Origin of the sequence: Paenibacillus sp. NEAU-GSW1 (assembly GCF_009737085.1) — a bacterium.
Lineage (GTDB): Bacteria > Bacillota > Bacilli > Paenibacillales > Paenibacillaceae > Pristimantibacillus.
In genome coordinates this window covers 32,653-46,719 of the sequence record NZ_WOVL01000031.1, presented here as the reverse complement: position 1 = coordinate 46,719, position 14,067 = coordinate 32,653, and the positions used below count along the sequence as shown (strand labels likewise).

Genomic DNA, 14,067 nt, shown 5'->3' with positions numbered 1-14,067 from the left:
AAATGGCAATCGTGTTTCATGAAAACACCGGCGAATTTCATCTGTACAATGAACATCTCAGCTATATGATCAAGATACTGGACAATGGGCAGCTTGGCAATTTGTATTACGGCAAACGACTCCGCGATCGTGATACCTTCGGGCATTTGCTAGAAGGAGGATTGAAGTCGCTGGCGGCTTACGTGTTCGAGAACGACTATTACTTCTCGCTTCAGCATACGAAACAGGAATATCCGTCCTACGGCACAACTGATTTTCGATATCCGGCATTCGAAATTAAACAAGAGAACGGCAGTGCCATTTCGCATTTTCAATATGAATCGCATGTTATTTATAAAGGAAAAAAGAAGCTTAAGGGGTTGCCGGCTACTTATGTAGAGCAGGACAGCGAAGCGGTGTCTTTAGAAATAATCCTTTATGATTCCGTGCTCCATTCGAGACTCGTTCTCAGCTATACGATATACGAAGAGCTTCCGGTCATTACGCGAAACGCGAAGTTTATTAATCATGGCGAGCAGCAAATTCGTTTGACCCGTGCTTTGAGTGCGGCCGTCGATTTGCCGGATTACGATTTTGAGTCGGTTCATTTAGCCGGGGCCTGGAGCCGGGAGCGCCATGTCAAATACCGCAAACTGGAGCAAGGCGTACAAAGCATCCATAGCTTAAGGGGGGCAAGCAGTGCGGAGTTCAATCCGTTCCTTGCATTGAAAAGACCTCAAGCAGACGAGTTTGCGGGTGAAGTGTACGGATTCAGTTTGGTGTACAGCGGGAACTTCCTCGCGCAGGTTGAAGTGGATACGCATCATATGACGAGAGTGACGCTCGGCATTCATCCCGATCATTTCGAGTGGCCGTTACAAGCAGGTGAAACGTTTCAAACGCCGGAAGCGGTGCTCGTTTATTCGAATACCGGCTTAAACGGGATGAGTCAAGCGTTCCATAGGCTATACCGTACCCGATTGGCGCGTGGAAAATGGCGCGATCAGGTACGTCCGATACTGATCAACAACTGGGAAGCAACATCATTCGATTTCGACGAGTCGAAAGTGTTAAGCATTGCGAGTACCGCGAAGGAGCTTGGAATCGAGATGTTCGTGCTCGATGACGGCTGGTTTGGCGCGCGCAACAACGATCGGGCAGGGCTTGGCGATTGGTACGTCAACCGGGAAAAGCTGCCCGACGGCATCGAAGGATTGGCGAAAAAAATCGAAGCGCTCGGCATGAAATTCGGACTATGGTTCGAGCCGGAAATGGTGAATAAAGACAGCGACTTGTACCGTGCTCATCCGGATTGGATCATCCATACGCCTGGCAGGGCGGCTTCGCCGTCGCGCAACCAATATGTGCTCGATTACTCACGTAAGGAAGTTGTTGATTATATTTACGGCTTAATGTCCAATCTATTGCGGGAATCGTCGATCTCCTATGTGAAATGGGATATGAATCGTTATATTACGGAGTGCTACTCGACTGCGATGGAAGCTTCCGAACAAGGTAAAGTATTTCATCGTTATATATTGGGCGTATATGATTTATACGAGCGATTGACGAGCGAATTTCCGAATGTGCTGTTTGAATCCTGCTCTAGCGGAGGGGCGAGGTTCGATCCGGGAATTCTTTATTATGCACCGCAGACGTGGACGAGCGACAATACGGATGCAATAGAACGCATTAAAATTCAATACGGAACATCTTACGTATATCCTGTGAGCAGTATGGGCGCTCATGTGTCTGAGGTGCCCAATCAACAGATCGGGAGGATCACTTCGCTCCAGACGAGGGCGAATGTGGCCTATTTCGGCGCTTTCGGCTATGAACTGGATTTGAATGTACTGCATATGGATGAAAGAGAAGTCGTGAAGCGACAGGTCCAATTCGCGAAAAAGCACCGTGAATTCATTCAGCAAGGCGTGTTTTACCGGCTGATGGACCCATTCAAGGGAAATGTCGCAGCATGGATCGTTGTAAGTGAGAATAAGAGCGAGGCGCTTGCGGGTTATTATCAGGTGCTTAACGGCGTGAATCTGGAATGGAGACGTCTAAAGCTGGCAGGCTTGGACGAACAAAAGCGTTATTGCGTGAATGGAGATCAGGATAGAATCCATTACGGAGATGAATTAATGAATGCCGGACTTGTCATCGACCATCGCAAGCTTTGCGCAAGCGATGCCGATTTTGCTTCGATACTCTTTTATTTGAATGAAGTTTAATTAAGTGTGCTGATTGTACGGCGGCTTGCTTTCCCGTAATATTAAGAAAGTGGGAACAATTCAAGGTCGGGAGGAAATCCGGTCATGATAGCGAAGGCGTCTTCAATAGCAGCTATGGCTGTATTACTGTTGATATCTATAACATCTTGCAGTGAAATGGACCGATCGAAAACGGAAAGCGGGAAAGCCGAAAATCAAGCGGAACAGGTGACGCTTCGTTATTCGAGTTATTTGCTTGATACGGCTCAGGCAAGCAAAGTATATTATGATGCCATTAGAGAATTTGAAGCGCAAAATCCGAATATTAAAATAGAAGCCGATTTTATTCAAAATGCTGGTTATATGGCCGGGGTGAAAATACGATTATTAGGCGGAGTACAGATGGATGTATTTGATACTTGGTCGCCCAGTCTTTTTGAAGAGTTCCGCAAGCTCAATAATCATATTTATTTGGATCTGTCTGACTCGACCATTTTAAATGATTTTGTGCCGAATTCACTAAAGCCTGTAACGATTGGCGGGAAAGTGTACGGGGCGCCTGAGGTCATGCATAGCGACGGTCTGCTGTACAATAAAACAATGTTTAAAGAACTGGGCTTAACAGTTCCGCAAACCTGGGATGAATTTCTTGCGTTATGCGAAGAGATAAAACGAAAGGGAATTATACCGGTCGCGATGGATTCGGACTGGTCGACGCCTCAATTTTTTTGGGGCTCGATTATGTCCAATAACGGGGCGGACGAAGAATGGACCAGGAAACTGGAACAAGGCGAAATTCCCATTAGTGATCCGATATTCGTCGATGCAATCCAAAAACATAAAGAAATCATTGACCGCGGATTCGTTCCGACCGGCTGGATGAGCATGAAGCATGAACAGTCGAAGGATTTGTTAGGCCAAGGTAAAGCGGCTATGATGATTACGGGAACATGGGATATACCAAGTGTTATGGAGCGCAATCCGAATATCGAAATCGAGTTCATGATGGTGCCGGGTGAAGAACGGACTGTTCCTAACATTAATGTAGGCACGTACCGGGTAATCAATGCAAAAACCGAGCATCCGGAGGAAGCTAAAAAATTCATAGCTTTCATGAACAGCAAAGCGACTCAACAAAAGCTTGCGGACGGCGCGCTAGCGGTGCCTTCTATTATTTCTGCTGATATTACCAATCCGGTCGTGGCCAATATCGCAGAGCTCGTAACTCGAGAAGACGCCACGTTATATTGGCCGCATACGGTATCCACGGAATCATTGCAGGTAAAAATTCAAGAATGTGTAAATAAATATTTGGCAGGCGAAAGCCTGGAATTGATATTGGATGAAATTCAGCAGGCGATAGACAGCTCCAGGAAATAACGTAAAGCGCAAAAAAACTATAATATTCAATATTATGGTTTTTTTTGCGTTTTTTATATTTTTCTTTACAACATGATTTAGTCTCGTACGAGGATTCAAATCTCTTCGTTTTCTCAGTAATGTCATGCTTATTCGCAAACTTACTTGTAATCTGGAAGATAGTAAAGAAAGGAACAAATAAAGTAAAAAATCTTGATTTCATAACTATATTCATTGTTTTAACATTTGTTTAGCAGGATAGATTTTTAGTGAAAGGAGATAGTAGAGGGCATAGGCGAGATTCAGGCTTTATAAAAAAAAGAAGAGGTGAGCTATTTTGAGACGCAATCTAAAGCAATCAATTGCAACTATGCTTGCTTTATTGATCATGCTGCCGCAATCATTCGTAAGCGCTTCCACAATCAGCGATGAACCTGCCGAGACGATTCAGCAAGTAACGTCGGATGTAATGCCTATATTCGACTGGTCCTTTGATGGACAGAGTGAAGAACGATTTGTTGTGAACAGCGTTAATGCTGAATCGGACGAAGACCATGCTGTACTTCAAGGAACGGCGGCTATTGTAAATGATGAGCAGCGAGGGGAAGTGCTTTCATTGTCGGGCGGTGCAAATGGTACCGGTTGGCTAGAGCTGCCGGATCATCTATATCGCGACATTGAAGATGAGCTGTCCATATCGTTTTGGGCCAATATTGACCAATCCTCGAACGCCTATACTCGTTTATTGTCTTCTACCATTGCCGAAAAGGGACTTTCGTCAAGCGGAGTGAGCGGGTGGCAAGACTCGGAATTTATCGTTGTTGCCGGCGGAGGAACATTTAATAATCGCATTTATACCGGTACAGATCCGAATGCGATTGCCGAGTACAAAGGAGACCTTGCTTGGAATGCAAATCCTGCGAGGAGCAAGTGGCAGCATATTGTCATTACGATGAAGAATGACGGTGCTTATGAAGTTTATATGGACGGCAATTCGATTGGAGCCAGCAGCTTGGTTGCAGACAAAAGCTCAGCCGATGCGACCATGCTCACTGTTCTGCAGCATTTCTTCAGTCGTTCCTATCTGGATGCATTAACGTTCAATGACTTTGGCAGATCCCTTTATAAATCGGATGGAGATATAAAGGGCAAGTTTGATGATATTCAAATATACAATGCGAACTTGAGTGCAGAGCAAGTAAGCAATTTGTATGAGGAGACGAAAGCTTCGTCAGAAACGCCAGAAGAAAAGCTCCCTATATTTGAGTGGGCATTTCAAGAGGGTCAAGTGGAGGATCGATCGGTTGTAAATAGCGTTAATACTGAATCGGTCGAAGATCATGCAGTACTTCAAGGGACGGCGGCTATTGTAAATGATGAGCAACGCGGGAATGTGCTTTCTCTGTCTGGAGGCGCAAATGGAACCGGTTGGTTAGAGCTGCCGGATCATTTATATCGTGATATTGAGGATGAGCTGTCCATTTCGTTTTGGGCGAATATCGACCAGTCATCGAATTCCTATAACCGTTTATTATCCTCCACCATTGCCGAAAAAGGGCTGACAACAAGCGGAGTGAGTTGGTGGCAAGACTCCGAATTTATCGTTGTTGCCGGCGGCGGAGCATTTAATAACCGCATTTATACCGGTACAGATCCGAATGCGATTGCTGAATACAAAGGGGATATGGATTGGAATGCAAATCTCGCGAGGGGCAAGTGGCAGCATATTGTCCTTACGATGAAAAATGACGGCACTTATGAAGTATATCTGGACGGCGATTCCATCGGGGAGAGCAGTTTAGTTGCAGGTAGCAGCTCGGCCGATGCGACAATGCTTACGGTTATGCAGCATTTCTTCACTCGTTCTTATCTGGATGCCTTGAAGTATAATGACTTCGGCAGATCTCTTTATACTTCAGATGGAGATATCAACGGAAAATTTGATGATATTCGGATATACAATGCTAATTTGAATGCAGAGCAAGTAAACGAGTTGTATGAGGAGACGAAGCATGACGGAGCCGATGTGGTGAATCCTGCAGTAATCTCTGTTGATTTGGCGGATCGCTCATTGGGAGAAGTGTTCCATGGCGCTGCCGGTGCTCTGTATGCAGTCAGCGAACCAAACGTACCGGATATCAATACACTGATTCCGATTAAACCCTCACATATTTCGCAAAAGCCCCCAAACGGCATTCAGCACCCGACAGGAGATGCTCTGAGAGTTGCAGACTATTTCTTTGAAGCAGGCGGGGAAGCTGTAAACATCGTTATGCAGGATTATTATCAGCGCTGGTACTACCCTTCTAGAACGGCCGAGGAATATATTAACGAAGCGATCATCCCGATTGCAACTGCAGTCAAATCGTATAAGAACAAATGGGCTGCCGAGAATCCAGGCGAGGATCCGGATCAGAAATTCATTTATATTCCATTTAATGAGCCTGAGCAGAATGGAACCCGTTATCCTCAGTTACTAGCTGACAGTCAGACAGGCGAAAATTCAAGAGCGGTTTTTAATAGCGATTGGTTAGCCGTTACGAACAAGATTAAAGAAATCGACCCTGGCGCGGTCATTTCAGGGGTGAACTTAACACAGTACGGGGCTAAAGTATTTGAAGATTTCATTCCATATTGTGTTGAAAATGATTGTTTGCCTGATATCATCAGCTGGCATATGCTGTGGGACAAAGCTTATGATGCAGCGCCATCAAACGTTGCGACCTTCAGAAATGTGGAAGCAAGCAATGAACAAAGGTACAGAGAGCTGTATCCAGACCGTGTAGTTCCGTTTCCAATCAAAGTTGATATCAATGAATATGCCGCGACGTCAGAGATTGCAGTAGGCGGCTCGCTCGTTCATTACATTGCGCGTTACGACGAATTAAAGATGCATAGTATGCTGCCTTATTGGAACACTGCCAATTCGTATGGTTCCTTGCTTGCTGGCCAGAATGAACCGAATGGCGCATGGTGGTTGTATAAGTGGTATGCAGATATGATAGGCGGGGATATGGCCAAGGTCGACGTCATTCATGCTCGAAACGATCAAGACATGCACGGCCCGGGCTTGTACGGTTTATCTTCCATTCAAGATGATAAGCAGCAAGTAAGCTTAGCATTTGGCGGCACACAAGGAGATAGCACCATTGCATTCAACAATGTGTCAGGCGATGCGAATAGCCCGGCATTCCTTGAAGGGGCAGAGCAGGCTCATGTTACAGTATGGCACGCAGGGTATACAGGCTTGACTGGCTTCCTCGTAGAGCCAACGCAAATCATTGACCGCAACTACCCGGTAGAGAACGGTACAATAACGTTGGATGTAAATTTGGACGATTACACTTCAGCTTATTTTGCTGTCATTACACCGGCAGTCAATAGCAATTCGAATGAGACTTGGTTCGAGCGTTTCGAAGCAGAGAATGCGGAAGTACAGTCGAATGTCAGTACGACGGACCATTATCCGCGTAAAAGCACGGGCCGCTCGGCGTCCAATGGACAGTATGTGGAAGGAATTAGACAGGTAGACAGTGTCGTTAAGTGGACCGATATTACTGTTCCGGCAGACGGAAACTACCGATTGGATATGATCGGGGGAAGCGGCGCTGCAACAAGCATGCGTAATCAAGCAAATACAGGGAATGCCAATCAACGGATCAATTCGGAATGGTTCGTCAAGATTGATGATCAGCCATCCTTCAAGGTTGTTCTTCGTGCGGATTACAGCATGCAGTTATTGGGAGGAAACACCCGTTTTATCAATCTGGAGCAAGGGACGCATTCCATTAGTATTAGTAAATTTAATTTGGATACGGGAGAGGAAGGTCAAGGTGAATCCACGCTTGATGCGATTGAATTGACCTATAACGGCGAGCTGGGGGAACTCCCGAATTATCGTGTTCAGGCGGAATTTGCCGAGTATGATACCGTAAAGGGCTTGTCCAGAGAAAGCAGTCTTGACGGCTTCGAAGGCGCAGGTTATGTAACCGGTTATGGCCATGATTCCGACGCGAATACTCGTTTCGTTGTGAGTGTGCTTCACGACGGCATGTACGATGTGATGCTTCGATATGCATCATCCAATAGCGGCACCATTAAAGTGGATCATGATCGCAAGTCTGTTGCCACTATTTCGGTTAGAAATACCAATAATCAATGGAAAGAAACAACGTCGCGGATGTTTTTACGCAAGGGTATTAATCTGATTGATATCCAATCCAATGCAGATATTAGTCTGGATTACATTCATGCAACCTTTGTTGATAAAACGCCAATCTTCTCGATAGAAGCTGAAAATGCAGTGATCAATGGGACGCCTGCCGGATCTGAGCTGCCGCTCATCCGGAATGATGCCTTTGCGAAGTATGCTTCAGGAGGCAAGTATGTGAATGGAATTACTTCCTACGACGGAGCGGAGCGGAATCTTGAAATTAAAGATATCGTCGTGCCGAAGGCTGGAACTTACAAGCTGGTTGTCACCTATGCGAATGGAGAAAGCGCAGGTACACACGCCTATAACAATGATGTTGTGGAGCGATACGCGCAAATCAGCGTAAATGGTGCTGAACCGCAAACCGTATACTTTAAAAATACGGTCTCATGGCAGCAATTCAACACTCAGACCATTGATGTTGAACTAAAAGCAGGAAGAAATACGATACGATTCTCCAATAATAATACGTATGACGGCGGCTCTAATCCTTATGGCGGAAGTGGGACTCCAAGCTTTACTCCCTATACGGCCGTACCAAATCAGTATACGCCAGCTTTCGACCGATTTGATCTTTATCCGCAGCTAGCTGTCGCTAACGATAACAGCGGAGGTGATAATGGCGGGGGCAACAATGGAGGCATTCCTCCGGTTGATCCAATCGACCCTGATTCAGTAAATATAAGCGATGGAGTGATTACAGTTGATGCGCAGCAATCGGGCAATACAGCGACTGCGACCATTGAAGCGAAGAATGTAAGGATGGTGGATCAAATTACCGTCGCTTCCCCATTTGGTATGTTCCAGCTTCCTGCTGCGGCAATTGATCTTGAGGCTTTAGGACAACAATTGGGAAGCGATGACTGGAAGCTTTTTGTTAGCTTAACCGTGCTGCCGGATAATGAACAGCTTGTGATATCAAAGTCCATCCAGTCCTCCAACGGAGAAGCTATTGGAAAAGCAATCGAGTATAAAGTATGGGCAGAAGCGAATGGAAAAACCGTGGAAATTACGAACTTTAATAGGTTGTATGCTCGGCCTACATTACAGCTTGTTACTTCTGTGGATAGTCGGTATACGACTGTTGTAAGAATAGAGAAGGACGGCACATTCTCATTCGTTCCAGCTGTATTCAATGGCACAGAAGTCACATTCTTCAGTCCTAAAACAGGAATATTTATAATGACCACAACCAACAAGACTTTTGAGGATATGAAGGGGCATTGGGCAAAGGATGCTGTTGAAAAACTGGCTTCCAAATGGATTGTAAACGGAGTAGGAGAATCGGAATTCGCTCCGAACAAAACGACATCTCGCGCTGAATTTGCGGCAATGATTGTTCGAGCATTAGGTTACGCATCAGGATCAGGAACAGCGTCGTTCAAGGATATCTCAACTGACGCATGGTATGCAGGCTCTATCGGTACAGCCGTTGAGTTGGGATTGGTGCAAGGAGGAACGGACGGTAATTTCCGGCCGAATGATACGATAACGCGTCAAGAAATGGCAATTATTTTGAACAAAGCAATTGCTCTTTCAGGCAAACAGCCAGTATCGGAGACGGCAACTGCTGAGTTCAAGGACTCGGATGAGATTGCAGATTGGGCGAAGCAAGATGTAAGCAAGGCTGTTCAAGCGGGCTTGCTCATAGGGACTCCAGACGGGCAATTCCAGCCGGAGCAATCTGCAACCCGGGCGGAAGCAGCGACTGTCATTCTTAGACTTCTACTGAAAACAGAATGGATAAACTAAAGAAATTGGGAGTCAGATGCTGCCAGGGTTTTTGATAGAGGAGAAAGGTAATGAGGGATCGTGCTGCTGCACGGTCTCTCTTTTTTATTTGAATGTTCAACATTCTCGTTATCTCTTATGATCAATAATGATCTTTCCATTGCGAGACGGCCGGCTAAGCCGATCTTTAACGTTGAGGAGTCCAGATCAAGCGGCATCGGCGGAGAGAAGGCAAAGGCTCGTCACTGCAAGCTAATGATGCGAGAAAGCAACTGGATATTGATCCATGAGCCGACGAACCGTCGCTAATAGAATTAAAAAAACAATTCACATCTATGAAGGGGATTGTGTCATCTTAGAATAGATCAATAATCAATGAGAATAGGTCATTGTTTCGAAATTGTACATATTTTATACTAACTTCAACAAGAATCGTGAAAACGCTTCCAAAAAAACGGATGACTCATCATCTGCCCTTTGGTCTTTTATATGTAAAAGTAACTATGCCTCTTTTGGGAGCGTTTACCCTGGAAGCCCCATTTGGCATGAAGTTAGCCGGGCAAGCAGAATTGTAAGCAGACAGCCTGACGATGTGATGAAGTTTGTTGTTAGAGTGTTTTTCGAGCAAAAGCGGATCAATCCAACGGGATAACCGGTACGTTCTGTACGTCGTCGGAACGGCTAACATGTAATTGGAATTTTCTCGGTGAATAACCAGTCACTTGTTTGAACTGCCGGCAGAAGTGCTCCACATTTTGATAGCCGCATTTAAATGCAACCTCGGCAATGCTTGGGGAGCTATAAAACAAATATTCCTTGGCAAGCCGAATCCGGCTGCTGATAACATCTTCTATGCATGAAATACCGAAGGTCTTTTTGTAGATGGTTTGCAGATAGCCCGGGCTGATTCCGATAAATCCTGCCATTTTCGGTACCGTCCAATGATCGCCCGGGTTGTTTTGAATGGCTGCACGAAGTCTTAACATCTCGTAATATTGCGTATCCGAGCCATCGAAGGAATAGGATTCCAATAATTTGTTGAATAAAGTTCGAAGCAAGTAATCGATGGTAGATTTTTTGTAAGCTCTACTGAAATTGTGCTCAATAACGAGCAATTCGAACAGCTTGTTGCAATAGTCAGGATCGTCTAACGAAAATGGAATGCCAAATGGCAGGGAAGTCTTTGATACGTAGGGTTCATCCGACTCGAAACGAATCCAGTCATTTACATATTTTTCGCCGCAGGCCTTATAATATATTTTCTGATGTGCCCGGTACAGGACAGCGCTATGAGATGGATAAGTTCTGAGCGCCCCATTCACCCAGAATTGAGCGGGGGTTTTTGTAATCACAAGGAGCCAGCAATGATGGCCTTGAGGAATATCATATACGAAATTGCTGTCATGCACAGCATCGCTTCCTACATAGTGGATATGGTTCATCCGTTTGAATCGCCCCTTCAACAGCATCGTATTCCAACTTCGTTGTTCACCTAAGAGAATATCATATACTACTTAATTGTTTAATAGTAATCGGCAAGATGAAATCCTGTCATAGGAAGCGAGGATGAAAGATGAAGAACTTAGATAACAAAGGAATTCCCGATGCGTACATGAAAGCGGCTGCGAGCGGCAAACAAGGAATAGTGCGGGAGTTTTCTTATCCTGTTAATAACTATATTAACAAGGAGCGCCAACTCGTAACGGATCGCCTGATTGATACTAGGGAAGCGGGAAGACCTACGGTTAGCGGTGAGACGATCATGAAAAACTGCAACGTCTATTTCCCTGCCGGCTACGACGATCGAGATGTTGACACCCGTTATCATGTGTTGTATCTGCTGCATGGAGTAGGAGGAGATCAATATGAGTGGTTGCGCGGCAGCGGGAGTGAGAGCGGTCGTCCTATCCTATGCAATATAATAGATAATCTTATTGCGAACGGTGATATCGATCCGATCATCATGGTGATGCCAAATGGAAGAAGCACACATGATTGGACGGATCGTACCTTTAATTCCGAAGGGACTAATATGCTCGGGTTCTATTATTTTGATTATGAGCTGAGATATGATTTGATCCCTTTCATAGAATCAACTTTCAAGACGTACGCGAATATTAGTGAGACGTCTCCTGAAGCAGTCGAATACAATCGGATGCACAGGGCAATCGCAGGTCTATCCATGGGGGGGATGCAGGTATTGAATCTTATCCTTGGGGGCTTTCGATGCGATTCTGCGGCTATTACGGGAATGGTCAGCGAATGGGGGAACGGTCTTGTCACCACTGTTCCCGCGCGCGGTATGACTGATCTGTTCGCTTATGCAGGCGCCTTCTCTAACGCGCCCTCCTCGAGCAACGGCAAGCAATTGGGTGCGAGCATCGCATTAAACGGCCATAGGCTTCGACTGTTGTATATGACATGCGGAGATGCCGACGGTGTATCGATTGATTGCTACAATAAATCGATCGACCAGCTCACGGATAATGGGGGGGATTATATCGATGCGTATTGCCACGTCCTAATTAAGGATGGGGTCCATGATTTTCAAGTGTGGAATCATGGGGCATATCAATTTACCCGTATGTCCTTCAGGAATGTAGAGGCACATTAACATGAGCATGATACCAAACACAATCAGACTGCCTCGTCTGATCAGCGACGGCATGGTCTTGCAACGTAATACACAAGTGAAAATATGGGGCTGGGCGCCGGCGGATCAAGTCATTTCGATTCGATTCTTAGATCAAAACTGCAGCACTGCGGTGAATGAGGATGGGGAATGGCAGGTAACGTTGGGAACAGGGGACGCGGGCGGCCCTTACGACATGGTAATCGAGACCATTGACGGCACAGCACAAATTAAGATTACTAATATTCTGTTAGGCGATGTATGGCTTTGTTCCGGACAATCCAACATGGAAATGAGAATGGTCTCTCTGAAGGACATATATCCGGATGAGATTAAGCACTCCCGTAATGATTGCATACGGCAGTTTCAAGTTCCAATGACGTATGACTTTATACAACCGAAAGCGGATATTGAATCCGGATTTTGGGAGTCGGCGGATCAACAGAGCGTCTTAAATTTCACTGCAGCAGGGTATTTTTGTGCGGTGAAGCTTTTTGAACAATATCGGGTTCCCATAGGTCTAATCAGCGCGAGTCTGGGAGGGGCTCCTGCCGAAGCCTTTATGAGCGAGGATGCTCTGTCCCTATTCCCGGAATATATGACAAAATTGCAGAAGATGAAGGATAGAGCCTATCTGGAAGCTTTGATTAAAGAGGATCAAGATTCATTGGAAGCATGGCGTAATAAGCTCAATCAGGATGACGAAGCCATTTCCGATGACGGTCAAACGTTAAACGAAACAGACAGCGACGTTTCATTCTGGCCGCACATTAAAGTCCCGTCCTATTGGGAAGAGGAAGGAGTTGGCTCCTTCAATGGCGCTGTATGGTTCCGAAAAGAAGTTGAAGTACCCTCTTCATTAACTGGAGGCCCGACTAAACTTATTCTGGGACATATCGTGGATGAGGATACCGTTTATATCAACGGTACTATGATTGGAACCGTACCGAACCAGTATGTGCCGAGAAATTATGTAATTCCCGAAGGGCTGCTGAATATAGGGAAAAATACAATATTGGTTCGAGTAGTCAATTATTCCGGTAAAGGCGGTTTTTATAAAGGTAAGCCCTATCATTTGGAGATCGGAGACCAACTTATCGATTTAAGCGGCGATTGGCAGTATTGGGTCGGTGCCAAGTGCGATCCGTTGCCTGCCCCTAACTTTGTCCAGTGGGGACCGGCAGGCTTGTATAACGGAATGATTGCTCCGGTTGTCCGTTACGCAATTAAAGGCGTTCTCTGGTATCAGGGAGAATCCAATGTAAGGCAGCCTGATGAGTATGAAGATTTGCTTAAAACATTGATTTCGGATTGGAGAGGCAAATGGGGCTCAGAGGGGTTCCCGTTCTTATATGTGCAGCTGCCAAACTTTCAGGAGGCTTCGGACAGACCTGCCGAGAGCAGTTGGGCAGAATTGAGAGATGCGCAGCGAAGGACGCTAGCCGTACCGGGTACTGGCATGGCTGTTGCCATTGATATTGGTGAATGGAACGATATTCATCCTGTTAACAAAAGAGACGTTGGATACCGACTAGCTCTTGCTGCACGCAAAGTCGCTTATGGCGATGATTCGGTTGTCGGTTCCGGGCCTGTGTATCAATCGGCGAAGCAGGAGGGAAACCGGATTGTACTAAGCTTTAGCGACACTGGCAGCGGATTAATCGTTAAGGATGGAGGAATGCTTCGGCATTTCGCTATTGCGGGAGCAGACCGAGCGTTTGTATGGGCGAATGCTAGAATTGAGAATAACGGTGTGGCGGTGTGGCACGAGCAAATTTCCAATCCTGTCTATGTGAGGTATGCCTGGGCTGATAATCCCGAAGGTGCCAACTTATATAATAGTGAAGGGCTTCCTGCATCGCCTTTCACAACGGAAAAGCTCTCACCAAACTAGAGGGGCTGATCACATCCCATCATTTGAAACCGAATCAGGAGGAATTAGC

The 14,067-nt window shown here is 45.8% G+C and carries 7 protein-coding genes; 6 read left to right on the top strand and 1 reads right to left on the bottom strand.

Translation table 11 applies throughout. The features are described from left to right. The first annotated feature begins 2 nt into the window (after nt 1-2). The 4 genes from GOM71_RS20345 to GOM71_RS20330 all read left to right on the top strand — a co-directional run bounded on the left by GOM71_RS20345 (nt 3) and on the right by GOM71_RS20330 (nt 9,801). Nucleotides 3-2,210: an alpha-galactosidase gene (locus GOM71_RS20345; RefSeq protein ID WP_156284378.1), complete on the top strand. Its 2,208-nt coding sequence runs from the start codon at nt 3-5 to the stop codon at nt 2,208-2,210. A 156-nt stretch (nt 2,211-2,366) separates the two neighbouring features. Then, entirely contained in the window at nt 2,367-3,569 is a 1,203-nt protein-coding gene (locus GOM71_RS20340) for an ABC transporter substrate-binding protein (protein WP_253944947.1), read from the top strand. A 316-nt stretch (nt 3,570-3,885) separates the two neighbouring features. Further along, entirely contained in the window at nt 3,886-9,513 is a 5,628-nt protein-coding gene (locus GOM71_RS20335; RefSeq protein ID WP_156284376.1) for an S-layer homology domain-containing protein, read from the top strand. A gap of 117 nt (nt 9,514-9,630) precedes the next feature. Then, nucleotides 9,631-9,801: a hypothetical protein gene (locus tag GOM71_RS20330; RefSeq protein WP_173275849.1), complete on the top strand. Its 171-nt coding sequence runs from the start codon at nt 9,631-9,633 to the stop codon at nt 9,799-9,801. 326 nt (nt 9,802-10,127) lie between these two features. Here GOM71_RS20330 and GOM71_RS20325 read toward each other — a convergent pair whose 3' ends face one another. After that, nucleotides 10,128-10,934, bottom strand: coding sequence for a helix-turn-helix transcriptional regulator (locus tag GOM71_RS20325; protein ID WP_156284372.1), 807 nt, complete (start codon nt 10,932-10,934; stop codon nt 10,128-10,130). A gap of 131 nt (nt 10,935-11,065) precedes the next feature. On the opposite strand from GOM71_RS20325, the gene GOM71_RS20320 reads away from it, so the two are divergent. Both GOM71_RS20320 and GOM71_RS20315 read left to right on the top strand, forming a co-directional pair. Next, nucleotides 11,066-12,106, top strand: coding sequence for an alpha/beta hydrolase (locus GOM71_RS20320; protein WP_156284370.1), 1,041 nt, complete (start codon nt 11,066-11,068; stop codon nt 12,104-12,106). A 1-nt stretch (nt 12,107) separates the two neighbouring features. Beyond that, a complete protein-coding gene (locus GOM71_RS20315) occupies nt 12,108-14,018 on the top strand; it encodes a sialate O-acetylesterase (RefSeq protein ID WP_156284368.1) in 1,911 nt (636 codons plus the stop codon). Nucleotides 14,019-14,067: the final 49 nt, after the last annotated feature.

Coding starts and splice junctions, on each gene's coding strand:
- GOM71_RS20345 (WP_156284378.1), top strand. CDS start 3: ATGGCAATCGTGTTTCATGAAAACACCGGCGAATTTCATCTGTACAAT.
- GOM71_RS20340 (WP_253944947.1), top strand. CDS start 2,367: ATGGACCGATCGAAAACGGAAAGCGGGAAAGCCGAAAATCAAGCGGAA.
- GOM71_RS20330 (WP_173275849.1), top strand. CDS start 9,631: ATGATCAATAATGATCTTTCCATTGCGAGACGGCCGGCTAAGCCGATC.
- GOM71_RS20325 (WP_156284372.1), bottom strand. CDS start 10,934: ATGAACCATATCCACTATGTAGGAAGCGATGCTGTGCATGACAGCAAT.
- GOM71_RS20320 (WP_156284370.1), top strand. CDS start 11,066: ATGAAGAACTTAGATAACAAAGGAATTCCCGATGCGTACATGAAAGCG.
- GOM71_RS20315 (WP_156284368.1), top strand. CDS start 12,108: ATGAGCATGATACCAAACACAATCAGACTGCCTCGTCTGATCAGCGAC.